The organism is Campylobacter concisus (assembly GCF_002913715.1).
Taxonomy (GTDB): domain Bacteria; phylum Campylobacterota; class Campylobacteria; order Campylobacterales; family Campylobacteraceae; genus Campylobacter_A; species Campylobacter_A concisus_AG.
In genome coordinates this window covers 87974-114067 of the sequence record NZ_PPCE01000001.1, presented here as the reverse complement: position 1 = coordinate 114067, position 26094 = coordinate 87974, and the positions used below count along the sequence as shown (strand labels likewise).

Below are 26094 nucleotides of genomic sequence, written 5' to 3'. Positions count from 1 at the left end.
TAAAAATGCAAAATCAAAAAAATAGAAGAGCCTTTTTAAAAAGCATGGTAGTTGTGGCTGCTGGTGCTGGTGCGGCAAGTAGTGGTTTTGCTTTTAAGAGTGAAGAAAGTGTAAAAAAACCACACTTTGGTATGATATTTGACCAAAATAAATGTGTTGGCTGTACAGACTGCGAGATAGCTTGCAGAAAGGTAAATTTAGTCCCAAAAGGACAGATGAGACTTTTTATAGAAGATAAGACTAATCCTAAAAATTTACTCGATAAAAGATTTGTAAGAGTATCTTGTCAGCAGTGCGTCGATGCACCTTGTGTAGCTGTTTGTCCAACCAAGGCTTGTCATAAAGACGAAAAAACTGGCATACAAACTACAAATATAGATGATTGTATCGCCTGTAAATACTGCATCGTAGCCTGTCCATATGATGTGAGATATATCGATAAGGTTACGCACTCAGCTCAAAGCTGTAACTTTTGCGTAGATACAAATTTAAAGGACGAAAAAGAGCCAGCTTGCGTAGAAGCTTGTAGATACGAGGCGATCGTCTTTGGTGATCTTAACGATGAAAATTCGCACATCAGCAAGCTACTAGCCGTAAAAGACAGCATAAGGCTAAGAGCAGAGCTTGGCACAAAACCAAGCCTTAGATATATTCCTAAAGTAAAAATGGGGGTGTAAGATGGATGGTGCATTAAATTTTACTGCAACATTTTCGCATGGAGTAGAGTGGGGCTGGCCGATCGCTGTTTATCTTTTGCTAGCTGGTATGAGTGGTGGAGCACTAATCGCTGCCATACTTTTAAAACACTATAAAAAGCAAAAGAGCTTTAGCCCATTTTTCAAGGCTGCTTCGCTTTTAGCCTTTGTTAGCATCATGCTTGGTATGGTTTGCTTGATAGCTGATCTTGAAAAGCCGCTTTTATTTTGGAAAATTTTGATTAATTATAATTTCACATCAGTTATGTCTATCGGTGTTGCTGGACTTTGTGTATTTATACCGCTTAGCTTTTTGATGTGCCTTTATGCATTTAATGATGAGATTTCAAATTTTTTAACCAAAAGTTTAAAATCCTTTAGTACTCTTTTTGCACTAACAATGAAAATTTTAATACCACTTTATCCATTTTTAAGTCGTATTTGTCTTATTTTTGCTGTAATAATTTGTGCTTATACTGGATTTTTGATCTCAGTTTTGATTAGATTCCCACTCTTAAACACAGCTGTGCTTCCAGCTTTATTTATAGCTTCAGGACTAAGTGCTGGCATAAGTGGCAGTAGCTTGGTTGCAGCAGCTTTATTTAAAGAAGATCCGCACTCAAGCGACCTTCATTCGCTTCATAGCGTAGAATTTAGCGTTTTGGGAGCTGAAATTTTACTCATTTTAATGCTTTTTGTATCGCTTTTACTTGGTTCAAGTTATCAGCAAAATGCAGCTGTTGCTTTTTATAGCGGTGTTTGGGCAAATTTCTTTTGGCTTGGTGTTGTGCTAGTTGGCTTTATTGTGCCTTTTGTTTTAAATTTTGCATTTGGCAAAAAAGTAGCTAGTCTAAAATTTAGCTTTTATATCAGTTCATTAGCGGCTGTTATCGGTGTTTTACTGCTTAGGGTGTTTATACTTTATGCGGGACAAACTTATAGCATTTAAGGTAGAGGCGAGCGATGAGAATTTTAAATATCTACCGCTTGTCTTTGATATTATTATTTATCCTTGCTTTTGGTGCAGGACTTGCGACCTTTTTAGAAAATTTTTATGACACACAAACGGCCAGAGTGCTTGTCTATGAAGCGCTTTGGTACGAGTGTGTTATGTTTGCTTGCACTATTTGTTTAGCCATTAGTATCGTAAAAACCAAGATGTATAAAAAATTTGGCGCATTTTTGATACATCTTGCTTTTATTGTTATCTTCATCGGGGCTGCGTTTACAAGGTATTTTGGTGAAGAGGGCGTTATGCATCTTAGAACCTTACAAAGCTCAAATGTAATGCAAAGCGTCAAGCCTTATCTTATAGTCGAAATGCTTGGAGAAAATTTTAGTTATCCATTAAAATTAAGCTTGTTTGGTAAAAACGACTTTGAGTTTAAAAATTTTATAGACGGCAAGGAATTTATAATTAACTTGCTTGGATATAAAAAAGATGAGAAAAACGCTCCTGCTACGCTTAGTTTAGAGATAAGTTTTAACGGTGAAAAAAAGAGCGTTAAGCTAAAAGGTGGAGCTGGATATGAGCTGGAGCCTAGTGTGCTAAGTTTTGGTGGGCAAGAGGTGAAATTTTACTTTAGCTCAAAGGCTTTAAATTTACCATTTTCATTAAAGCTTAACGAGTTTATTTTAGAGCGATATGCAGGGCTAAATAGTCCATCATCTTATACAAGTAAAGTAAGTATCGCTGGCGGCAAGTACGACATCTCGCTAAATAATCCACTGACAATTGATGGCTATAAAATTTTTCAGTCTTCATACGATCCTGACGAGCTTGGAAGTGCTTTTGAGATCAGCCGTGATCCTGGCAAAATCCCAACTTATATCGGATATTTTTTGCTTTGCCTTGGCTTTGTGGCAAATTTATTTAGTAAAAAGAGCCGATTTTTTAGGCTGCTAAATTTCATAAAAGGCTCTCAAATAGCATTTTTGGCTGTTCTTTTATTAAGCGCAACTCCAAATTTTGCTAATGAAAATAATAAAAATTTAGACGCCCATGCAAGCAAATTTGCCAAAATTTTAACTCAAGCTGATAGCAGAATCGCTCCAGCTGGCTCTTACTCAAGAGCTGTGATAAGTAAAATTTCAACCAAAACCACGCTATTTGGGCTTAGCAGCGAGGAGCTAATGCTCTCTTTTGCCATCTCACCAAAAGAGTGGATGGATAAAAGATTAGTAAAGATCACAAGTGAGCGCGTAGGCGAGCTTTTTGGAGTTAATGAGAAATTTGCTAGTTTTAACGATGTCTTTAACGAAAATGGCGAGTATAAGCTGGCTAAATTTGTAGAAGCTGCAAATGAAAAATCCGCCTCTAAAAGAGATAAATTTGATAACGACGTGATCAAATTTGACGAGAGATTAAATGTCTTATATCTCGCACTAAAGGGAGAAATTTTAAAATTTATCCCAGCTAAAAATAATGATACTATCACATGGTTAGGCGTAAATGAAGCCTTTGGCTCAAGCGAAATTTCAAGCGAGCTTAAAAGCGCTTTAGGCGCTTATATAGAAAATTTAAGCCTTTGTGTAAAAAGTGGCGAGTGTGAGGGAGCTGATAAGAGCTTGGAGAAAATTTCAAGCTATCAAAGAAGCACTCTAGGCTCTCTTGCGCCAAGCGAGGCAAAGGTGGAGCTTGAAGTACTTTATAACCAAATGGAAATTTTTAAATTTCTTATATATTTTTACATGATCCTTGGGCTAGTTTCGCTCGCTTTTGGTTTTTATAGGCTATTTTCTGGAAAGAAATTTAGATTTGAAAGTGCATTAAGCCTTGCATTTTATTTTGGTTTTGCGGTGCATTTGCTAAATTTAGCTCTTCGTGCTTATATCTCAGGGCATGCACCTTGGAGTGATGCCTATGAGAGCTTAGTATATATCTCGCTTGCGAGCGTACTAGCTGGAGTTTTATTTTTTAAACATCAAAGCTTTGCTCTTGGAGCTGCTTCACTTTTTGCAAGTGTGAGCTTGCTGGTCGCTCATCTAAATTTTATAAATCCACAAATAACAAATCTAGTTCCAGTTTTAAAGTCATTTTGGCTTAGCGTGCACGTAAGTGTTATTACGGCAAGCTATGGCTTTTTAGGCTTTAGCTTTGTGCTTGGGCTTCTTGGGCTTCTTTTAATGGCTATAAAAAATAAAAAAAATGAGCAAAAGCTCAGCGAGCAGATAAGATACCTCGCCGCAACTAATGAGCTAAGCCTCATCATAGGACTTAGCTTGCTAACTATTGGAAATTTCCTTGGCGGCGTCTGGGCGAATGAGAGCTGGGGTAGATACTGGGGCTGGGACAGCAAAGAGAGCTGGTCGTACATTACGATAATTATTTATGCCATTGTACTTCATTTAAGATTTATCCCAAGATTAAAAAATATTTTTACCTTTTTAGTAGCTAGCGTGCTCTCTTTTGGTTCAGTTATTTTTACCTATTTTGGTGTAAATTTCTATCTAAGCGGACTTCACTCATACGCAAATGGCGATGGATTTAGCGTTTCAAATTTGCTTTATTTGCTTTTAATGCTCTTGGCTTTGCTAATCGCCTTTGCTTATAGAGGTAAGGATATAAAAGAGATTTAGGAGATATGATGAAAAAGAGTTTGGTTTTATTATTTGCTTGTTTGGGACTATTAAATGCTGGCTATATCAAAGAGGCTTTAAGTGCAAAAGAAGATCACAACAAGCTAGCACAAATTTATGAAGATGCTTGCGATAAAGAGAAAAAGGCATCAGGATGCTACAATCTAGCTGTGCTTTACAGCAGAGGTGATGGTAACGTCAAAAAGGACGAAGCAAAGGCAGCAATGCTTTATGAAAAGGCTTGTGATCAAAACTTCTCTATGGCTTGCAGCAATCTTGGCTACGTCTATGAAAAAGGTAAAGGTGTGGAAAAAGACCTAGAAAAAGCAGTTAAATTTTATGAAAGAGCTTGTAAGGATAATGAGGGTTGCACAGAGCTTGGCTTGCTTTATGCAAATGGCACCGGCGTGACAAAGGATATTAAAAAGGCAAAAGAGCTTTACGAAAAGGCTTGCAAAGCAGGGGACGGTATAGGATGCAGTAATCTTGGCTATCTATATGCGCAAGGTGAAGGTGTAGAAAAAGACTATGCAAAAGCCAAAGCAAACTACGAAATGGCTTGTTCAAACGAAGCTGGCATAGGGTGTGATAATCTTGGATTTTTATATGTTTATGCACAAGGTGTGGATCAAAACCTCACAAAAGCCACAAAACTTTACGAGCAAGCGTGCATATATGGATATGAAAAGGGCTGCAATAACTACGCTATCATGCTAGCAGAGGGCAAAGGTGTGAAAGAAGATTTAGAAAAAGCACGTGAAATTTTCACTAGAAGCTGCAAAAATGGCTTAAAAGAGGCGTGTGAGAATTTAGAAATTTTAGGAAAGCATTGATGCTTGAGAAAGCTAGCCTAGTGGCATTTAAAGCTTATAAATATAAAAATAAAAAATACTAAAGGAGATAATTATGATTTTACGTTCTATCTTGGGTTCAGCACTACTGGCGACCCTGCTCTTTGGTGCTTCGGCAAATGAGCAAACTGTCAAAATGAAACCGATGTTTCAAAGCGTGGATCCTAGCAAGGCTACGCTAGTAGGAAGCGGCGAGGGCAAGGAGTATTGTGCTGTTTGTGGAATGAATTTGGTTAAATTTTATAAGACTAATCACGTATATAACAGCAAGCAAGTAGCATCACTTCACTGCTTATACGAGCTAACAGAAGGCAAGATCCCAAGCGAGGCACAAGTCGTTGATACTAAAAATTTAAATTTGATCGATGTAAATAAAGCCTTTTATGTCGTTGGCAGTAGTGTTAAAGGCACAATGACTAGAAATAGCAAATATGCCTTCTTAACCGAGGCTGACGCAAAAGAATTTCAAGCAGCAAATGGCGGCGAGATAATGAATTTTGCTAAAGCTTACGAGATCGCTGGACAGGATTTCGAGGGTGATAATAAAATGATAAAAGCTAAACGTGAGGACGGCGTTTATGCACATGGTAAAGAATTTTACGAGGCAAACTGCGAAAAAACAGATCCAAAAAGCTTTAAAGTTATCTCTGAGCTAAAAGCTCATCTTAAACAAGTATGTGACTCAAAAGAGGCTAGTAAAGCTCCTGAATACGACAAACACCTACAAGCTGCTGCTTTGTACCTATGGGACGCTCCGGCAAATTTAGGCGCTAGCAACCAAACCTCAAAACCTAAACAAGAAATAAAAAAACCTGAGAGAATAGTCGTACCAAAGGGTGCAAGATGTGCGGTATGCGGCATGCTCGTCAAAAATTCTCCATGGGCGACACTCATCAAAGCAGATGGCAAAGATTATTATTTTGATGGTGTAAAGGATATGGCACAATTTTACTTTGCGGATGGCAAAATGAAAGATGCTTATGTGAGTGATTATTACACGCTAGAAAAGCTTGATGCAAAAGATGCGTTTTACGTTCATGGCTCAAACGTTTACGGACCAATGGGCGATGAGTTTATCCCATTTAAAGATGAAGCAAAGGCAGAGAGCTTTTTAAAAGATCATGCCGGCAAAGGTGTCATAAGATTTGACGAGATAAAGAATTTTATCGGTAAATAATGTGAAATTTCTAGTTTTTTTGGCGTTATTTTTTGGACTTTCTTATACGCTTTTAGCGGCACACTATCTTAGCTTTGATCATAAAGCAAAGCAAGATGAGCTAAGAGAAATTTCTAAGATAACAAGAGCAAATGCTGCTTTTAGTTTTAACCAAAAGGGGCAAAAAGGCTTTGTCTATGATAGGTAAAAATTTTATAAACTATGCTGTGGTTCTGCTTTTTAAAGATAGGAAGGATCACCTTTTTAGCTTTTGCCTCTTTGCACTCATTATCTTTGTGCTAAGCTCGGTACTTTTCATCTCTGGATCGATCCAGCATGATCTTATAAATTTAGTAAAAGATAGATCAAGTATCGTAGTGAGCGCATTTCGTGCTGGCAAAAATGATCTCATGCACCCTGGCTATATCTACGACATCTCAAAGATTGATGGCGTGGCTGACGTTAGGGGCGTGGTTGATGGAGAGTACTACTTCGTTCAAAAGCGTGTTTGGTTTCATCTATATGAAGATGATAGCTTAAAAGAGGATGAGATGATCGTCGGAGAAGGTGTAAAGGCAGCGATGAATGAGCTTTACTACGATGATAGCTTTAATTTTCTAACTGAAGAGCGCATGATACCAGTAAAGATATTAAAGACTATGCCGGCACAAAGTGGCTTAATCACAAATAACGCTATATTTTTACATCCAAATACACTAAGGGCTATTTTGAATTTAAAAGATGAAGAGTATACGAAGCTCTACGTTGAGGTGCCAAATGCCGATGAGATCAGTGAAGTAGCTTTAAAGATAGAGAATTTATATCCAAATTCTTTCGCCCTTAGTATAGAAGATGAGGTGGCTAAGGTTAGGCACCTTTACTACTACAAGGGTGGAATTTTTATGAGCATTTACGTTAGCGTTATGCTTATATTCTTTGTCTTGCTTAAAAACCAAATTTCACTCGCCTATGGTAGTAAAAAGCGTGAAATAGCTATTTTAAGAAGTATTGGTTTTTGTATAAAAGATATTATATTTTTGAAATTTATACAAAATTTCATCGTGAGCGTTAGTGCTTTTTTACTCGGTGTTATGCTGGCTTACCTTTTTGTTTTTGTATTAAACGCTCCACTTCTAAAAGGGATATTTTTAGGTGATGAGCTTTTAAATTTTACAAATTTCACGCCTATTTTAGAGTTTGATAAGCTCTTTTTGATCTTTGTTTTTGGTGTGATACCATTTTTGGCGTTTGTGCTTATACCTTCATGGAGAGTAGCAAGTAGCGACATAAATGAGGGGCTAAAATGATAAATATAAGAGGTGTTAGCCTAGTTTATAACCAAAACAAACAAAATGAGTTTTGTGCTTTAAAAAATATAAATTTAGATATTAATGACGGCGAGCTAGTGATATTAAAAGGCATTAGTGGAAGCGGTAAAAGCACCTTGCTTTCGCTTATCGCCCTACTTCAAAAGCCAACTAGTGGAGAAATTTTGATAGATGGCACTAACATAGCAAAGCTACCTGATGCCTTTTGCTCCGAGTTTAGACACAAAAGGCTTGGACTTGTCTTTCAAAATTTTAACCTCATCGAGGGACTAAGTGTCTATGAAAATTTACTAGCTCCATTTGCTCTAACAAATTTCAAGGCAAATGTGCGAGATGAGATGATAAAAAAGGCTCTAAGCCTCGCAAATATTGCTCATAAAAAAGATGAGAACGTATCAAATTTAAGTGGTGGCGAGCGCCAAAGATGTGCGGTAGCTAGGGCTTTATCTATGGATGCTAACATCATCTTGGCTGATGAGCCAACGGCAAATTTAGATAGACAAAATGCACGTGCATTTTTGGGCTTGCTAGAGTCTTTTAAAGCTCTAAAAAAGAGTGTTATTGTCGCTACTCACGATAGCATTTTTGATGAGCTAGGTGCAACAGATAGGATTGTTAGCTTGCAAAACGGAGAGATAGTATGAGTGTCTTTTTATCAAACGCCGTTATTGCCTTTTTGTTAGCGGAGTTTGTTCTTTTAGTTTTGATGAGTATTTCGCTCTTTTACGTCGTTAGGATCGTGAGGTCGTGGGACTATAACGCACTAACATCGCTTCAATACTCGCTTGAAAAACAAAACTATCTTGTAAATACCATCTTGCTTTTTTGCGTCTGTATCAAGATCGTATTGTTTATATTCTTTGCACTTTGCCTAAATGAACTCTCTGATATTGTGCCTGGTGCTATGTGTTCAGCTGGTGTGATCGGCTCAAATAAATTTGGTGGCATATTGATGCTCACTAAAATTTTGCTGATCTTTGGGCTTGGTATCTGGCTGGTTATAAATAAGCTTGACTTGCAGGCCCTAAATTTCCCTTATCTAAAGAAAAAATACGCCATTTTTATCTGCCTTTTTGTCATGATACTACTTGAGCTTGGTATAGAAATTTCGTTTTTTTACAATATTCCACTAAAAGTGCCGGTCTTTTGCTGTTCTGTCACTTTTCAAGCTCCAAAGCTACCATTTGGCTATACAAATTTTGGCTTAGTAAGCGTATTTTATGTGCTATTTTTTGTTATTTTGGTGCTAAATTTTTTAAAGCAAAGCATGGCAAGCTTTGTGGCAAATTTATTGTTTTTGGTGCTTAGCTACTATGCTATTACCTACTTTTTTGGCCTTTATGTTTACGAGCAGCCGAACCATAAATGCCCATACTGCATGCTAAAAAGTGACTATTTTTATGTTGGCTACCTCATCTGGGGCAGTTTGTTTCTTGGTGTATTTTACGGCCTTATGCCGTATCTTGTTGAGATCATTACAAAGACAAACTACTCACACAAGCTTAAATTTTCATCGATCTGGCTAGGTGTTTGTGTGTTGATATGCTCGCTTTATATACTCAAATACTATTTGCTAAGAGGATTTTTATTTTGATAAAGCAAATTTTTTCTTTGTGTTTGTTAGCTCTAGTTTTAGCTGTACTTGCCTATAATGCCGACATAAGTGATGATAAAATTTTAGTTTTAAATAATGGCAAATCAGAGCCGATCGAGCAACTTACGCCAAATAAATTTATATGTTATGAGAGCAGGACACTGATCGCTGATAATAACGATACAGCCCAGGCAATCATGCCAAACGGCGACATCTACTTTTTTAACGACATCACAAATTCTTTCATCTGGTATATGGCGCAAAAGAGCAAAGATAAGATCAAGTTATATGTCTATTCAAGAGATACGAATCGCTACATCCTAGCGCAAAATGCGTGGTATTCAAGGGTTGATATCACGCCGATGGGATATGGCATAGGGGCGTACGAGTTTCACACCTATGGCATAAATGATAACTATTTTAAAGAGGTCTTGCTTTACGCAGCACGAGGTGAGACGCTACTAAATCCATATATAAACATCCTACTTTCAGAAAATAAGATATAAATTTATGAAGCTCTAAATTTGCTAGAACCCTGTTGGATTATTTTTAGTATTAAAGGCCTTTTTCGTTTAACTTTTTATAAACGTCACACCCTGGTTGAAGCCCTAATTCGCAAGCCTTATAAAAATATTTTTTTGCTATGTGGTAGTTTTGTTTTGTGCCTTTGTCTTTTAGGTAAAAAGCTCCTAAATCAAAACAACAATCAATATTCCCACTATCATAAACATTTTGCTATTGCTTAGTTGCTTTACCATAAGTTACCTTTATTGTGCTTCAAGTCTAAGCTCAATAAAGATTCTTACAAAGACTGGTAGCTAGTAAAATGAAGGATAAAAGAACAGCCTTTTTCATTTTTTCTCCATTTTTGTAAATTTGTAGTTATTGTGGTTTGGCTTGCCTCTTTGTTAGAGGAATAAGCCAAATTTAGTATCTAACGTTATTAACCTTTAAAAAGTCTCTTAGGTCTTCGTATTCGCTATTTTCGAAGTAGCGCCATTTGCCAGGCTTTAGCATATCAAGGCTAACACGTCCAAAGCTAACCCTTTTTAGATCCATCACTTCAAGGTCAAAGTAGCCAAAGAAGCGGCGAAGCTCCCTGTTTTGCCCCTCGTTAATGATAACCTTTAGTTTTGTATAGCCACCGCTTGAGCCAAAGACTTTATAGGCTAGAAATGGCTTAAATTCCATTGATTTTATAGTGGTTTTTGCGTGTGCGCCTTTGGTAGCGTCCTTGGCAAAAAAGCCATTTGTCATCGCCTCAATCACCTCTTTTGTCACCTCGCCTTTTACCTTTAGATAGTATTCTCGCTCTAAGTCGCTATTCATCAAAGCTGTGGCGATCGCTGGGGCGTCAGTTAGTAAAAGTAGCCCTTCACTTGCATAGTCTAAGCGTCCTACGCTAACAAATTTTGCAAATTTCTTATCTAGTGTATCATAGATCGTCTTTCGTCCGCGGTCATCTTTTTTACTAACAAGCTCACCCTTTTGTTTATGATAAACAATAACAGTAAATTCCTTTTTTAGCTTTATCAAACGACCATTTATACGTACTTTGTCATCTTCATCCACGCTTGTGGCAAGGTCGCTAACCACTCGTCCTGCTATGCTAACCTTACCAGCTTTTATCAGCTCATCTGCCTCACGGCGTGAGTAATTTGTGTTATGTGAGATAAATTTATTTAGTCTTGTTTTTTCCATTTTATAGTCCTAAATTTGCAAGGTCATGGATGTGTAAAACACCCACAGGTACGCCATTTTCTACAACGGCCAGAAGCTGAATTTTATATTTTTCTATCAAAGCTAACGCATCCACAGCTAACATTTCCTTGTCGTTTATCTCTTCTGGATGTAAGGTTGCAAATTTCATTGCTGGCTCGTCTAGGTCAAAGTCTTCCCTCATAAGTGCACGTCTAAGATCGCCGTCGCTTAAAATAGCATTTAACACACCATCTTTATCGACGATAAGAACCGTGCCAAGTTTACCGTGTGTCATAGTATCGATTGCTTTTTTTAGGCTCGCATTCCAGCGAACTATCGGTAAATTTTCGCTTCTCATCACATCTTTGACCTTTAAAAATAGCCTCTTGCCAAGACTACCACCTGGATGAAAATTTGCAAAGTCCTCTTTTTTAAAGCCTCGCCTTTGCATCAAACAAACAGCCAACGCATCGCCAAGAGCTAACGTTAGCGTAGTTGATGCTGTTGGGGCGGCATTTAGTGGACACGCCTCTTTCTCTACGTCAATGCCAATAAATGCATCGCTAAATTTACCAAGCGAGCTTATTTTGCTCCTTGCCATTGCGACGATCTTTACGCCAAAGCGCTTTACGTGAGGCAAAATTTTTATAAGCTCATCGCTCTCGCCACTAAAGCTAATGGCTAACAAAACATCATCCTTTTCTATCATGCCAAGGTCGCCGTGCATAGCCTCTGTTGGATGCAAGAAAAAGCTTGGCGTACCAGTACTAGCAAGCGTGGCAGCGATCTTTGCGCCTACATGACCGCTCTTGCCTACACCTGTGACTATGACCTTGCCTTTTGTATTAAATATCAAATTTACAGCATCTTCTATCTCTAAGTTTTTAGCATGTCTTAAAAGCTCGTTTGCTTCTATCTTTAAAACTTCGGCTGCGATTTGGTTGATTGTTTGCATAAATTTCCCTTACATTAGATAGATAATTGGCACGATAGTTGGGTACTTTTTGACCTTTCTAAAGATATGTTTTCTAATCACTTGGCGTACTTGTGACTCGAGCAGCCTGCCATCTTTTAAAAGCTCCTCTTTGACGTTGCTTAAAAACTGCGTCAAAATTTCTTGCATCTCTTTGCTAAACTCCGCATCTTGTTTATTGCCTACAAGTCCGTAGCTAATGACGCGAGGTTTATTTATAAGCTTTGCGCCATGACGTGAAATTTGAGCGATTATCATGACGACACCTGCTTCAGCAAGGTTTTGTCTATCGATGACGACATCGTCTGAGATTTGTTTATTTATTTGATTGTCTATGAAGACTTTGCCGGTTTTTACCGTTTTTACACGTTTTAAGTATTTTTGACAGATCTCCATTTGGTCGCCATCACTCATGAGATAGATGTTTCTCTCGTCTACGCCGCAGCTAATAGCTGTCTCTTTGTGTTTTGCGATGTGATTGTATTCGCCGTGAACTGGTAAGAAAAATTTTGGTTTTATAAGACGTAGCATCAGTTTTTGCTCTTCTTGCGCCGCGTGACCACTTACATGAATTTCACTAAAATCTTGATAGGCTACATTTGCGCCTGATTTGATAAGGAAATTTAACACAGTTGAGATACTGCTTTCATTGCCAGGGATCGCCTTTGAGCTGATGATGATCTGATCGGTCGGCTTTATTTTGATGTATTTGTGCTCGTCGGTAGCCATTCGGTAGAGCGCGCTCATAGTCTCACCCTGAGAGCCTGTGGTAACGATCAGCACTTCGTTATCTTTAAATTTACCGACTTCATTTGCATCGATAAAAATTTTCTTATCAAGTTTGATGTAGCCAAGCTCCATTGCAGTATATAAATTTCTCTCCATTGATCTACCAATGACACAGACTTTGCGGTTGTATTTTAGCCCCCACTCGATCGCCTGATAAACGCGGTGGATGTTTGAACTAAATGTACTCATTATGACGCGACCTTTGGCTTTTGAGAAAATCGCATCAAAGGTTTTGCCCACGCTGCTTTCGCTCTTTGTAAAGCCCTCTTTGTAGCTATTTGTGCTATCGCTCATTAGGCAAAGCACGCCACGCTCGCCATAATACGCTAGTCTGCCAAGGTCTGTTGGGTAGCCATCTATCGGCGTGTGGTCGATCTTAAAATCGCCTGTGTGGATGATCGTGCCAGCCTTTGTCGTGATCGCAAGAGCAGAGGCGTCGATGATAGAGTGCGTTATATGTATCCACTCGACTTCAAAGTCACCTATGAGATATGGCTTTCTTTTTTCGACTGATCTAAAGAGCGAGCGCTCTTGTTTTAGTCCGTGCTCTTCAAATTTATTATTTATCATGCCAAGCGGAAGCGGTGTGGCGTATATGGGAAATTTAAACTCTTTGTAAAAATAAGGCACCGCGCCGATGTGATCCTCATGTGCGTGAGTGATGATGACGCCTTTTATCTTATCTTTTATCTTGCGAACGTAGTCGAAGTCTGGGATGAGGATATCCACGCCGTGCATGCTCTCGCTTGGAAAGCTCATACCGATATCAACGATGATTGCGCTGGTTTCAGTTTCAAAGACGGTCATATTGCCGCCGATCTCGCCAAGACCGCCAAGTGGAGTTATGCGAATTTTATGCTCACTTGAATTTAGGTACTTCATCGGCTCTAGGCGTAGCTCGTGAACGGCCTTGTTTGCTACCATTGCGCTTGCGATATCTTGCTGCCATTGCTCATTACCATTTAGTTTTGCAGGTAAATTTTTCTTTGGCTTTTTAGCTTTTTTAGGCTTTTCTTTTTGTTCTTGCGTTTTGGTTTTTGTTTCTTGTGGTTCTTGTTTTTGATCTTCTGGCTTATTATTTTCACTATTTTTGTTTTGATTTTTGTTATTGCTTGGCTTTTTTGGGCGAGGATTTTGACTCTTTGGCTCGGCGTGTGCTTCATTTTCAGCCTGCTCTGCTGCAAAGAAGTTATCTATTACACTTTTGCTTGCTAGTGAAGCTTGCTCGGTAGTTTCACCTTCTTGTTTTGGTTTATTTTTTGGTCTAAATCTTCGTCTTTTGTTGTTTTTACTTTGGTTAGTTACAACTTTCTCTTCGTTTTTGTCGTTCATTATCTTCCTTTAATCTTTCAAATACTTTTAGATAAGAATCGACATCTAGCTCATGTGGACGTAAATTTTGGTTTAAAGCTAGGCTTTCAAAAATTTCTTCTAACGCATTTTTGTCAAAATTTGTGGATAAATTTTTCAAAAGCGTCTTTCTTGGCGAAGCAAATGCAGCTCTTAAAAATACTTTAAAAGCCTCGTATTGTTTTGCATCTTTGAAAATCCCGTCTTTACCAAAAATCTTTTTTGTTTTTTGTAGTTTGATGACTGAAGATGTGACCTTTGGAGGTGGATTAAAAAGCTTTGCATCCACGTCAAACAAAAGCTCACACCTGCCTTGAAGTGAAGCGAGGATCGATAAAGAGCTAAATTCTTTATCCTTGCTCTTTGCACTAAATTTAAGAGCAACCTCTTTTTGTATCATCACGATAAGCCCAAGGCATTTTTCGTCATCTATCGCATTTAGTATCATCTTCGTAGCAACGTAATAGGGCAAATTTGCGACCAAAAAGTAGTTTTCACTACTTAGTCCGCTCTCTTGTTGCCACTGCTCTAATGCATCTTTACAAAAAAGTTTTAATTGTCCATTTTGGATCTCATTTGCAAATTCAGCCTTTAAAATTTGAAACAGCTCACAATCTATCTCAAAACAGGTCGTCTTGTAAATTTGCAAAAGTCTAAATGTCAAATCACCTAAGCCAGGCCCAATCTCAACGACGTTTGCTACGTCCTTGGGTATCGCTTGGATGATCTTATCTAGTGTCGCTTTGTCTTGTAAAAAATTCTGTCCAAAGTGCTTTTTTGCCTTTATCATAGCCGCGATATTAGCCAAAAATTACTTATACAATGATTACAAGTTTAGTTTAATCATATATAAAATGGATTATAATCACTAAACAATAACAAAATAGGGCATAAATTTGAGCAAAGCAAATACCTTAAAATACTTTTTATTATCACAATATTTAGAGCCAAAAACCTTAGACGAGCCAAAAAAGACAAATACCAAATTTAAAAAATCAATAGACCTTGAGATCGCAAATTTTGATGAGAAATTTCTACAAATTTTAAGAGCATTTAATAGACCTCTTTTAAAAAATGGTGTAGAAATTTCAATTTATGGCGGCATTTTTGAGACTGACTTGCTTGCCATTTATATTTCAAAGCTGGCAAAGGTGAAATTTGAAAAAGAGCAAATTTTAGATGAGCTACGATCTGAGCAAACGAGCTTTGATAAGGCGTTTTGCTATAAGCTTAAGCTCGTCGGTGATTTGGTATTTTGTAAAGATGATCAAAATTTTGCTTTAAAAGATATAAATTTAGATGATGATTTAACTCCGTTTTTTATACCAAACTCGTCTGATGATCTTTTTATCTCAACAGCTCCTTGGGCAATGGCTCGCCTAGATCATCTAAAAGAGATAAGCCAAAGCGACTTTAACAAAGAGTGCGAGCGTATAAAAGACAAGCTATCTATCTATAAAGAAAAAATGGAATTTGGCAAATATATAAAGCTTATAAACGATGAGCTAAAAAGTGCACTTAAAACACCATTTTGTAATGATTTCTTAAGGCTTGAAATAAAGATCATAAATCCAAATTTTAAAGAAAATGATAGCCTTTTAAATAGCTTTTTTATAGATGATATAAATTTGCTTATCAAATTTTACGAGTCAGGCAGGACGCACGAGCTAACGGATCAGTTTTTGGACGAGGGCAGTGAGAATAAATTTGAAAGACTTGATGTAAGAGATGAGCAAAATAAAAGGTTTGTTAGAGATTTTTTTAAAGCAGAAGAGTATCCAAGATCGGCCTTTGCTAGTGACTTCGCTCTAAATTTCTCGCAGCAAATTGCTGTTAATAACATCATTAAAAAATTTAAAGAAAAAAGTGGTGGAATCTATAGTGTAAATGGTGCTCCAGGAACTGGTAAAACAACGCTTTTAAAAGACGTAATGGCTGAAGTTGTTACGCTTAGAGCGATGAAACTCGCGCAAATGAGCAGACATGATATCTTTGCTCCAGTTCGAGATAGTAGCGATAAGGTGCTTTATTTCACTCTAAATAAAGAACTCCAGGGCTATGAGATGGTTGTTAGCTCTTGTAATAACGGTGCGGTTGAAATTTTAAGTAAAGAGCTTAGCCAACTAAAAAGCATCGGTAGTTACGCAGGCGAGATTGATTATTTTAAATTTATAGCTATAAGGCTTCTCTCGGCTGATGAAAAGACAAATTTTGGAGAAAAATCTTTTATCTCAAAACCTGCATGGGGGCTTTTTTGCATACCTCTTGGCTCAAAGCAAAATAAGTCAAATTTTGTTTTTAATGCGATTAATGGCGTAAAGATCGAAAAAACACATAGTCAGTTTGAAGATATTTCAAAAGAATTTAAAGAATTTATAGAGCAAGATGGCTTTTTGATGGGGCTTGGCAAGTATTTGGCTACCGGCGAAGGAGTTGATGATTACGATGAGGCAAAGGAGAAATTTAATCAAGCCCTACATGAAGTAAATCTACTTTTTAGTGAGATCAGGATCAAAGAAGAGGAGCTAAAAAGTATAAATAGCGAGCTTATAAATATCGATAAAAGACTTGATAACTATAATTCAGCAAAGCAAATAGAAGAGCTTTTAAAGCCACTAATAGATGAGCTGGATTTGAGCAAAAATGAGCTAGAACAAAAGGTGGCTGAAGCTAACGAGCTAGCAAAGCTTATTGGACAAAATGAAATTTTACAAGAGTATCTAAGTACGCCTATAAAGCCATCATTTTTTATTTTCCAGCAAATTTTAAAGACACAAGCTTTTGAAAAATATAACAATGAAGCGCAAAAAGTTAGTGAGATAAATCGCCAAATAGCTGAGCAAAATTTGAAAGCAAGCAAGCAAAATAGTGAAAATAAAGAGAAGAATGAAGCAAAATTAAACGAACTAAAAGCTCAAATAACTCAGCTTGAAGAGAAAATTTTAGAATTTAACACCAAGATAGACCATCTAAGCAAGCTTAATGACGACTTTGTTAGACGTCAAAAATTAATTGGCAGAAGCGAAGAGCTTGATAGCTTTTTAAACGGTAGCTTTAATCAGAGTAATGAAGAAATGCAAAAGAGTATGCCATTTATGATGGAGCGTGATCTTGATGAGAAACCCCACAAGACGAAGCTTTTTAACGCAAGAATCAAGCTTTTTAAAGAAGCGCTTAATCTGCATAAAGCCACTATCTTTGCTTGCAAAGAAGCTGTTAGAACAAATTTACGAGCTCTTAGCGTTATATTTAATGATGAAAAAATGGCTGAGAAAAATGGGCTTGAAGCTAAAGATAGACGTGAAATAATAAAAGGATTATTTTTACTAACGCCAGTTGTTAGTTCTACTTTCGCATCTTTTAATAATACCTTTAAAGAGCTACTAAATGGCGATATAGGTTTGCTCTTAATAGATGAAGCAGGGCAGGCAAATTTAACTAACGCATTAGGTGCACTGCTTCGTTCAAACATGGCTGTTGTAGTTGGTGATCCACTTCAACTTGAGCCCGTTGTAACATTGCCACCAGCTTTAAATAACGCTATTTTACGCTACTGTGATGCAAAGGATGAATTTAATCTACTAAAATCATCAGTTCAACTTCGAGCCGATAAAGTACAAAATATTGGTACATATATAAAAGGAGAGGGTAAGTCCATTTGGGTTGGTTCGCCACTTATCGTTCATAGAAGGTGCGCCAACCCTATGTTTAAAATTTCAAACGAAACAACATATGATGATATGATGATACTTGGCAGAAGTAGTGAAAGTAAACTTAGTGATCCTAATATCAAAACAGAATGGATTGACGTTAACAGTGATGAATGGATAGGTAATTATAATAAAGCCGAAGGTATGATCGTTAAAGAGCTTTTAGATGGTAAGCTAGCCAAGCTAAAAGATAGTGTTAAAATAATAACACCTTTTAAAGATGTTTGTAAAAATTTAAAAGGGGCTGGCACTATCCATACTATGCAAGGCAAAGAAGCTGATGTTGTTATCTTTGTCCTTGGCGGTGCTACAAAAGGTGCTAGAGCATGGGCTGCTAGTACGCCAAATTTACTAAATGTAGCACTAACAAGAGCAAAAGAGGTTGTTTATATAATTGGTAACCGAGAAAATTGGTCTAATTTGCCATATTTTGAGTTAGCGGCTAGAAAAATAGACAAAGGACAGATTTGAATCATTTTGCAAAACGCATAATCCCATGCCTTGATGTAAAAGATGGCAGAGTCGTAAAAGGCGTAAATTTCGTAGGGCTTGTTGATGCTGGAGATCCTGTCGAGATAGCTAAAAGATACAATGACGAGGGCGCTGATGAGCTTTGCTTTTTGGATATCACTGCCTCTCATCTTGGGCGTGATACGATAGTTGATGTCGTAAAAAAGGTCGCAAGTAAGCTTTTTATCCCACTAACAGTTGGCGGAGGTATACGCACGATCGATGATATCTCTCGCCTTTTAAATGCTGGTTGCGATAAAGTAAGCTTAAATTCATCAGCTATACAAGATCCAAATTTGATTGATGAGGCAGCTAAGAAATTTGGCTCGCAATGTGTTGTAGTAGCGATCGATGCTAAAAAGATTGAAAATGGTTATAGCATTTTTATAAATGGTGGCAGGATCGATACCAAAAAAGATGCCTTTTCTTGGGCAAAAGAGGTCGAGTCGCGAGGAGCAGGTGAGATATTGTTAACCTCTATGGACAATGACGGTGTCAAACAAGGTTTTAACCTTGAGCTAACAAAGGTATTTAGCACGCTTTCTATACCAACTATCGCAAGTGGCGGCGCTGGTAAGATGGAGCACTTTAAAGAGGCTTTTGAAGCCGGGGCTGATGCGTGTTTAGCTGCTTCGATATTTCACTTTGGCGAAATCGAGATAAAAAAACTAAAAGAGTATCTCAAGGCAAATGGCGTTGAGGTTAGGCTCTGATGTTAGTTATCTCTGCTGGAAAAAATGAAATTTTTGACTTTGCTTTGCCAATGGGTGTGGGGCTAGTTGATATGGCGATAAATTTGACAAAATTTTTGCAGAAACGAGCATGTATTGTGGCAGATGAAAAGGGTATAAATTTAAAAAATATCGATCCGCACTATCTTGCAAAGATCGAAGCTAAATTTGCAAACTTATCAAATCCAGAGCTACAAAATCTAAGCCAAAATTTCTCAAAAAATCCTGAGCGAAATCTATACCAGATGCCAGAAAAGATAGTTTTTGTTGGTTCGGCTGGCCTATACAAAGATGGTGAAATTTTGCAGATTTATGAAAGCTCAGTTGGGGCAAATGTTGAAATTTCTAGCATAGAAAATAGATCTTATTCGCCTATCGAGTGTGAAATTTCTTCTATCGTTTCACGTGGAACTATCAAAACAAATTCATCAAATTTCATAACGACAGACAAAAATTTGGCTCATAAGATGTTTGAAAAAGGCTATTTTTTAGAAAATATGGAGTTTTATTCTGTTCTAAAAGTAGCTCAAATTTTTAAAATTCCGGCTTATGGAATTTTCGTAGCGACAAATTTTTGTAATAAAAATGCACATACTGATTTTATAAAAAATCACGCAGAGGCCAAGAAAATTCTAACAAAATATATAAAGGAAAATATGTGATAAATTTGCTTGATCTTAGTATTGATGAGCTAAAAGAGTTAGTTTCTCCACCATTTAGAGCAACACAAATCTACGAGTGGATATATAAAAAAAATGCAACCGAATTTAGCCAAATGCTAAATTTACCTAAAGATATGCGTCAAGATCTGGCTGAAAAATTTTATATCGATCCTTTAAAATGTGTAAAATTTGAGCAAAGTAGTGATGGTTCGATCAAGTATCTTTTTGAGCTAAAAGATGGGCTAAAGATAGAGAGTGTCTTACTCCCGATGAAAGAGGAGATTAGCGATGAGAATGGAAAGGTCAGTCGCCATGCTCGTTATACGGTTTGTGTTAGTTCGCAGGTTGGCTGTAAAATGGGATGTGCTTTTTGTCTAACAGCAAAGGGTGGACTTGTTAGAAATTTGACTGCCGGTGAGATCGTAGGGCAAATTTTATGGATAAAAAGAGAAAATAAAATACCATATGAGAGGCGCATAAATGTCGTTTATATGGGCATGGGTGAGCCACTCGATAATCTTACTAACGTTAGTAAAGCGATCAAAATTTTAGCTCTTAACGAGGGTCTAGCCATATCGCCGCGTCGTCAAACCGTTTCAACTAGCGGACTTGGTAGCCAGATAAAAAAGCTTGGCGAGATGGATCTTGGTGTGTTATTGGCCATATCGCTTCATGCTGTTACTAATGAACTTAGAAGTCGCCTAATGCCGATAAATAAGGCATATAATATCGAGGCTGTTATGGATGCTGTTAAGGGATTCCCTATCGATATGCGCAAACGCGTGATGTTTGAATACCTTGTTATCAAAGATCTAAATGACAGCGTTAGTGATGCAAAAAAGCTGGTAAAACTACTGCATGGTATCAAGGCAAAGGTAAATTTGATCTATTTTAACCCGCATGAAGGCAGTGAATTTGGACGACCCGAGCTTACCAGCATGCTAAAATTTCAAGAATATCTAAGAGATCACGGCGTTACTTGTACGATCAGACAGAGTAAAGGACTTGATATAAGTGCAGCTTGTGGACAGTTAAAACAACGCAACGAAAATGCAAAATTTAAAACCATTCCCAGTGATAAAAATTTAAAAAGACAGTCGCTTGAAAATAATAGTAAAGCCAGTGTGAGTTAGAATGAGTGCACTTGATATAGCCGAAATAGTCTTTGTTGCTATTGTGGTTTTACTCGGATTAGGGCTTATTTTAAAAGTTTTAAAAGATGAAAAAAATAGGCATAAATTCTAAGCCTTAATATTAAGAAAAAATATAGCTCTCATAAAGAAATAAAGTGGAGCATTAATTACATAAACTACAAAATTATTATTGTGGTATCTAAAAGTGAAAAACTTTGGCAAAACGTAGGTAAGGGTTTATGAGAAATAGAAATTTATTAAAAAATTTTGGACTAAAGTAAACTCTCTTTTGCAAATCTATAAAACTCGCTTTCAGCGTCAAATTTGCTTTTTATGTTATAAAAAATTTCATCAAATTTAAAAGAAATTTCATCTGAGTGGAGCAAGAGCCTTTTTGCTCCAGTTAAATTTATCCGTTCACGCTCGCTCATCTCTTTATCTAAAATTTTCTCGATCTGTGGACGTGACAAACCATAAAGTGGTTCGCCAAGTATCTTGTGTTTCACATGAAACAAATGTAAGCGAATCTGATGCTGCCTGCCAGTGAGTGGGATAGCCTGAACCAAAGTTGCATCGATATCGTCAAAATATCTAATCGGCAAAATTTTAGTCACAGCACTCTTACCGTTCTCACAAATTTGCATTCGCATTTTCACATCGTCGTAGTTGTTTGCTAGATCCATTTTGGCATCGATCGTAAATTCTCGTTCGATCTTGCCTTGTACCATCGCGACGTAGCTTTTAAAAACCTCTCTGTCTTCAAAAATTTTCTTTAGTCTAATCGTAGAATTTCTGTCTTTTCCAACGACTATCACGCCACTCGTCTCAAAGTCTAGCCTATGCGCCACGCTCGCATCTCGTCCAAAAAGCGTGTAAATTTCATCATTTAGTGAGTACTCACAGTGTCTGCCATTTGGGTGGCTTAGCACTCCACTTGGCTTATCAAATACGGCAAAGCTCTCACACTCAAAGATCGGTTTTAGTCCCTTTGGCTCAGCCTCATAGTCGATCAAAAAAATATCGCCACTCAAAATGGCATTTTTCTCACTCACGACACTGCCGCCACATATCAGCCTACCTTTATCTATTAGTCGTTGCGCCTCTCTCATACTAAAGCCAGTTTTCATTAAAATTTCATACGCTTTTTGTTTGTTTGCAGTGGCAATAAATTTATTTACGTATGGCAAGGTAATCCTTTTAAAAACGAGTGAGCTATCTTAAGCACAAATTTATAAGTATATAACCGACATTTCAGCACGGATTTTATATAATCCAAACTTAAATTTTATAAAATTATACGATGTGATTTTTGGCTTTCAAGGCTAAAATTTACTTTTATGATAAAGAAAAACTAATACAAAAAGGTTCAACAATGGTCGAAAGATACTCACGCAAAGAGATGGCTGATAAGTGGAGTATGCGAGCAAAATACGATGCTTGGCTCAAGGTAGAAAAAGCTGCAGTTAAAGCTTGGAATAAGCTTGGCTTCATAAGCGACGGCGACTGCGAGAAAATTTGTAGAAATGCTAAATTTGAAGTGGCTCGCATCGACGAGATAGAAAAGACGACAAAGCACGATGTTATCGCGTTTTTAACAAGCGTCAGTGAGAGCCTTGGCGAGGAGAGCAGGTTTGTTCACTACGGCATGACCTCAAGCGACTGCATCGACACAGCCGTCGCACTTCAGATGAAAGAGAGCCTAGAGCTCATCATCAGCGACGTCGAGGAGTTTATGCAGGCGGTCAAAAACAGAGCAAACGAGCACAAGCACACGCTTATGGTCGGCAGAAGCCACGGCATCCACGGCGAGCCGATAACTTTTGGCCTTGTTCTTGCTATCTGGTACGACGAGATCGCAAGGGCTCTAAAGCTCATCAAAGATGCAAAAGATACGATCAGCTACGGTAAACTCTCAGGTGCTATGGGAAATTTAGCTCACGCTCCGATGGAATTTGAAGAGCTAACATGCGAGGAGCTAGGTCTTAAAGCAGCTCCAGCATCTAACCAAGTGATCCAGCGTGACCGCTACGCACATGTGGTGAGCGCCATCGCAGTTCTAGCCTCTACTTGCGAAAAGATCGCAGTCGCCATTAGACATTACCAAAGGACTGAGGTTTATGAGGCTGAGGAGTATTTTAGCCCAGGACAAAAGGGCTCAAGCGCTATGCCACACAAACGCAATCCAGTCCTTAGCGAAAACATCACCGGCCTTTGCAGGGTGCTGCGCTCATACGTCACACCAGCGCTAGAAAATGTCGCCCTTTGGCACGAGCGCGACATCAGCCATAGCTCGGTTGAGAGATTTATCCTGCCAGATATGTTTATCACAGCTGATTTTATGCTGGTTCGTATCAAAAATTTGATAGCAAATTTAGTCGTATATCCAGAAAATATGATGAAAAATTTAAATTTAACGGGCGGTTTAGTCTTTTCACAGCGCGTGCTTTTACAACTGCCTCAGCGTGGAATTTCTAGAGAGGACGCCTACAAGATCGTTCAGCGCAATGCTATGAAGGTCTGGGCAGACTTGCAAGAGGGCAAAAAAGCGATCGACGAGCAAGGTCACAGCCTATTTTTACAAAATTTGCTAAACGACGAGGACCTAACTAAAAGCCTTAGCAAAGATGAGATCAAAGAGTGCTTTGACTACAACTACTACACCAAAAACGTAGATAAAATTTTCGCTAGAGTCTTTGGCAAGTAATTTAAATGCAAGAAGCAAATTTATGCTTCTTGCTTCAAAATATCACTTCAAAAATTTTTACAATCATTTTAAAATAAGATCAAATTTTTTAATTTTTAAAAATAAAATATTATTTTTTGAGTCAAATTTTATATCTAAAATCACTTTTTTAACAAAGAGAGTTTTTATCTCCTTTTGGATAAAATCCCAAATTAAAATTTAACATGGAGAGATATTTTTGAAAGTTATAAAACGTAATGGCAGAACAGAAGAGCTTGATATAAGTAAGATCAAAAAATACACAAACGAAGCGGTCCTTGGACTAAGCAACGTAAGCCTTAGCGAGCTTGAAGTAGATGCGAAAATCCAGTTTAGAGATATGATAACGACTGAGGAAATTCAGCAAACTCTTATAAAAACAGCAGTTGATAAGATCGACATCGACCGCCCAAACTGGACATTTGTTGCTGCAAGGCTATTTTTATACGACCTTTATCACAAAGTATCTGGCTTTAACGGCTACAACCACCTAAAAGACTATCTCGTAAAGGGCGAAAAAGTAGGCCGTATCATCCCTGGACTAAAAGAGAAGTATGATCTTGAGGATCTAAACGCCTACATTAAGCCCGAGCGCGACCTTCAGTTTGCATACCTTGGTATCAAGACGCTTTATGATCGCTATCTTATCAAAGATAAGAATGGCATGCCAATCGAACTGCCACAGCACATGTTTATGGCGATCGCGATGTTTCTAGCGCAAAACGAGCTAGATAGTCAAGGTTGGGCTAAGAAATTTTACGACCTCATCTCTAAATTTGAAGTGATGTTAGCCACGCCAACGCTCTCAAACGCAAGGACTACACGTCACCAGCTAAGTAGCTGTTACGTAGGCAGTACGCCTGATAATATCGAGGGCATTTTTGATAGCTACAAAGAGATGGCTCTTCTTTCAAAATTTGGCGGCGGTATCGGCTGGGACTGGAGCAAGGTGCGTGCGATGGGCGGCAGTATCGACGGACACAAAAACGCAGCTGGCGGTATCATACCATTTTTAAAAGTGACAAACGATATCGCAGTAGCGGTCGATCAGCTAGGCACTAGAAAGGGTGCGATCGCTGTTTATATCGAGCCTTGGCATATGGACGTGAGTGATTTTCTTGATCTTCGTAAAAATTCAGGCGAAGAGAGACGCCGTGCACATGAGCTTTTCCCTGCGCTTTGGATAAACGATCTATTTATGAAGCGTGTCAAAGAAAATGGCCGATGGAGCCTCTTTGACCCAGCTCAAGTAAGCGACCTTTGCGACCTTTATGGCGAGGAGTTTGAGAAGAGATATTTAGAGTATGAAAACGACGAAAATATCCAGAAAAACACCATCCTTGCAAAAGAGCTTTGGAAGAAAATTTTAACTAGCTATTTTGAAACTGGCATGCCATTTTTATGCTTTAAAGACAATGCCAATAAAACAAATCCAAACGATCACGAAGGCATCATCAGAAGCTCAAATTTATGCACCGAAATTTTCCAAAATACAGCGCCAAACTACTATAAGATCAAGATCGCTTATGAAGATGGCAGCGAGGAGTTATTTGACGAAGAAGAAGACGTCACCGTCGATAGCGGCATAACTAAAAAAGCCAAAAAGCTTAGCGCACTTGATAGCCTAAAAGGCAAGCAAATTTTCATCGTAGAAAAAGAGAGCATCGAGGGCAAAACGGCAGTTTGCAACCTTGCAAGTATAAATTTAAGCAAGATAAACAGCAAAGAGGACATCGAGCGTGTCGTGCCGATAGCTATCAGGATGCTTGATAACGTTATAGACCTAAATTTCTACCCACACAAAAAGGTAAAACACACAAACCTAGCTTCTCGCTCGATCGGCCTTGGCGTCATGGGCGAGGCGCAAATGCTGGCTGAGAAAAACGTAAAATGGGGCAGTTACGAGCATTTGGCGCTGATTGATAGCATAATGGAAAACATAAGCTACAACGCGATCTACGCTAGCTCAAATTTAGCCGTAGAAAAGGGCGTCTATCCAAAATTTGAAGGCTCAAAATGGAGCAAAGGCATCATGCCGATAGACACCGCAAACGATAACGCAAAAGCTCTTTTAAACGACAAAGGCGGGCTATTTGACGAAAATGTCTGCGACTGGGGCAAGCTAAGAGAAAAAGTCAAGCGCGATGGCATGAGAAACGGCTACCTAATGGCGATCGCTCCAACTAGCTCGATCTCGATCCTTGTTGGCACCACTCAGACCATCGAGCCAGTCTATAAGCGAAAGTGGTTTGAGCACAACCTAAGCGGTATGATCCCAAATGTCGTGCCAAATTTAAGCCCTGATACTTGGCAGTTTTATACGCCAGCTTACGAGCTTGATCAAAGAATTCTTATAAAAGCAGGTGCGATCCGTCAAAAATGGATCGATCAAGGTCAAAGTCTAAATATCTTCATGAGCTTGGATAAGGCAAGCGGTGGATATCTAAGTGAAATTTACACGCTTGCATGGGAGCTCGGACTAAAATCAACCTACTATCTACGCTCTGAAAGTCCAGATAGCGAAAAACTAAACGACGTAGCTGACCGTTCGATCGAGTGTGAGGGATGTCAGTAAAGAACTTTTCACAAAGATGTTTGATTTGTTTTCTT

The 26094-nt window shown here is 38.2% G+C and carries 22 protein-coding genes; 16 read left to right on the top strand and 6 right to left on the bottom strand.

Annotated features, from left to right (window positions below; all coding sequences use genetic code 11):
• Positions 1-5: 5 nt before the first annotated feature.
• From CYO92_RS00645 to CYO92_RS00600, 10 genes are all read left to right on the top strand, one after another.
• Positions 6-677, top strand: coding sequence for a 4Fe-4S dicluster domain-containing protein (locus CYO92_RS00645; protein WP_021090331.1), 672 nt, complete (start codon positions 6-8; stop codon positions 675-677).
• 1 nt (position 678) lies between these two features.
• Entirely contained in the window at positions 679-1644 is a 966-nt protein-coding gene (gene nrfD, locus CYO92_RS00640; protein ID WP_103589224.1) for an NrfD/PsrC family molybdoenzyme membrane anchor subunit, read from the top strand.
• A 14-nt stretch (positions 1645-1658) separates the two neighbouring features.
• On the top strand, positions 1659-4274 hold the full coding sequence (gene ccsA / locus CYO92_RS00635; protein ID WP_103589223.1) for a cytochrome c biogenesis protein: 2616 nt from the start codon (positions 1659-1661) through the stop codon (positions 4272-4274).
• An 8-nt stretch (positions 4275-4282) separates the two neighbouring features.
• Entirely contained in the window at positions 4283-5107 is an 825-nt protein-coding gene (locus CYO92_RS00630; protein WP_103589222.1) for an SEL1-like repeat protein, read from the top strand.
• Positions 5108-5180: 73 nt separating this feature from the next.
• Entirely contained in the window at positions 5181-6302 is a 1122-nt protein-coding gene (locus CYO92_RS00625; RefSeq protein ID WP_103589221.1) for a nitrous oxide reductase accessory protein NosL, read from the top strand.
• A gap of 1 nt (position 6303) precedes the next feature.
• The gene (locus tag CYO92_RS00620) at positions 6304-6489 is read left to right on the top strand and encodes a hypothetical protein (RefSeq protein WP_054197437.1); all 186 of its coding nucleotides are present in this window, start codon (positions 6304-6306) and stop codon (positions 6487-6489) included.
• On the top strand, positions 6479-7588 hold the full coding sequence (locus tag CYO92_RS00615; protein ID WP_103589220.1) for an ABC transporter permease: 1110 nt from the start codon (positions 6479-6481) through the stop codon (positions 7586-7588). The genes CYO92_RS00620 and CYO92_RS00615 overlap by 11 nt, the downstream gene beginning before the upstream one ends.
• On the top strand, positions 7585-8253 hold the full coding sequence (locus CYO92_RS00610) for an ABC transporter ATP-binding protein (protein WP_103589219.1): 669 nt from the start codon (positions 7585-7587) through the stop codon (positions 8251-8253). Before CYO92_RS00615 ends, CYO92_RS00610 begins: the two co-directional genes overlap by 4 nt.
• On the top strand, positions 8250-9203 hold the full coding sequence (locus tag CYO92_RS00605; RefSeq protein ID WP_103589218.1) for a hypothetical protein: 954 nt from the start codon (positions 8250-8252) through the stop codon (positions 9201-9203). Before CYO92_RS00610 ends, CYO92_RS00605 begins: the two co-directional genes overlap by 4 nt.
• 23 nt (positions 9204-9226) lie before the next feature.
• On the top strand, positions 9227-9709 hold the full coding sequence (locus CYO92_RS00600; RefSeq protein WP_258033811.1) for a hypothetical protein: 483 nt from the start codon (positions 9227-9229) through the stop codon (positions 9707-9709).
• A gap of 49 nt (positions 9710-9758) precedes the next feature.
• Here CYO92_RS00600 and CYO92_RS09595 read toward each other — a convergent pair whose 3' ends face one another.
• The 5 genes from CYO92_RS09595 to rsmA form a co-directional block, all read right to left on the bottom strand.
• Positions 9759-9914, bottom strand: a complete 156-nt coding sequence (locus CYO92_RS09595) for a tetratricopeptide repeat protein (RefSeq protein WP_103589291.1) — start codon at positions 9912-9914, stop codon at positions 9759-9761.
• Between the two features lie 216 nt (positions 9915-10130).
• A complete protein-coding gene (locus CYO92_RS00590; RefSeq protein ID WP_009295179.1) occupies positions 10131-10904 on the bottom strand; it encodes a pseudouridine synthase in 774 nt (257 codons plus the stop codon).
• Position 10905: 1 nt separating this feature from the next.
• Positions 10906-11859 carry a KpsF/GutQ family sugar-phosphate isomerase gene (locus CYO92_RS00585; RefSeq protein ID WP_103589217.1) on the bottom strand — a complete coding sequence of 318 codons (954 nt, stop codon included), beginning with the start codon at positions 11857-11859 and terminating at the stop codon, positions 10906-10908.
• A 9-nt stretch (positions 11860-11868) separates the two neighbouring features.
• Positions 11869-13998: a ribonuclease J gene (locus CYO92_RS00580; protein WP_180997818.1), complete on the bottom strand. Its 2130-nt coding sequence runs from the start codon at positions 13996-13998 to the stop codon at positions 11869-11871.
• Positions 13964-14806 (bottom strand): 16S rRNA (adenine(1518)-N(6)/adenine(1519)-N(6))-dimethyltransferase RsmA, encoded by an 843-nt coding sequence (gene rsmA / locus CYO92_RS00575; RefSeq protein WP_103589290.1) that lies wholly within the window; start codon positions 14804-14806, stop codon positions 13964-13966. The genes CYO92_RS00580 and rsmA overlap by 35 nt, the downstream gene beginning before the upstream one ends.
• Positions 14807-14912: 106 nt before the next feature.
• On the opposite strand from rsmA, the gene CYO92_RS00570 reads away from it, so the two are divergent.
• The 4 genes from CYO92_RS00570 to rlmN are packed head-to-tail and all read left to right on the top strand — an operon-like array spanning position 14913 to position 20762.
• Complete coding sequence (locus CYO92_RS00570; RefSeq protein ID WP_103589216.1) at positions 14913-18197, top strand: DEAD/DEAH box helicase; 3285 nt, start codon at positions 14913-14915, stop codon at positions 18195-18197.
• Entirely contained in the window at positions 18194-18949 is a 756-nt protein-coding gene (gene hisF / locus CYO92_RS00565) for an imidazole glycerol phosphate synthase subunit HisF (protein WP_103589215.1), read from the top strand. Before CYO92_RS00570 ends, hisF begins: the two co-directional genes overlap by 4 nt.
• Positions 18949-19629, top strand: coding sequence for a purine-nucleoside phosphorylase (locus tag CYO92_RS00560; protein WP_103589214.1), 681 nt, complete (start codon positions 18949-18951; stop codon positions 19627-19629). The genes hisF and CYO92_RS00560 overlap by 1 nt, the downstream gene beginning before the upstream one ends.
• A complete protein-coding gene (gene rlmN, locus CYO92_RS00555) occupies positions 19626-20762 on the top strand; it encodes a 23S rRNA (adenine(2503)-C(2))-methyltransferase RlmN (protein ID WP_103589213.1) in 1137 nt (378 codons plus the stop codon). Before CYO92_RS00560 ends, rlmN begins: the two co-directional genes overlap by 4 nt.
• A 272-nt stretch (positions 20763-21034) precedes the next feature.
• Here the strand turns inward: rlmN and CYO92_RS00550 are convergent, their stop codons facing one another.
• Positions 21035-21949, bottom strand: a complete 915-nt coding sequence (locus CYO92_RS00550) for a pseudouridine synthase family protein (protein WP_103589212.1) — start codon at positions 21947-21949, stop codon at positions 21035-21037.
• Positions 21950-22134: 185 nt separating this feature from the next.
• Here CYO92_RS00550 and purB point away from each other — a divergent pair, with 185 nt between their 5' ends.
• Positions 22135-23466 carry an adenylosuccinate lyase gene (gene purB, locus CYO92_RS00545; protein WP_103589211.1) on the top strand — a complete coding sequence of 444 codons (1332 nt, stop codon included), beginning with the start codon at positions 22135-22137 and terminating at the stop codon, positions 23464-23466.
• Positions 23467-23683: 217 nt separating this feature from the next.
• Positions 23684-26059, top strand: a complete 2376-nt coding sequence (locus CYO92_RS00540; protein WP_103589210.1) for a ribonucleoside-diphosphate reductase subunit alpha — start codon at positions 23684-23686, stop codon at positions 26057-26059.
• Positions 26060-26094 lie beyond the last annotated feature (35 nt).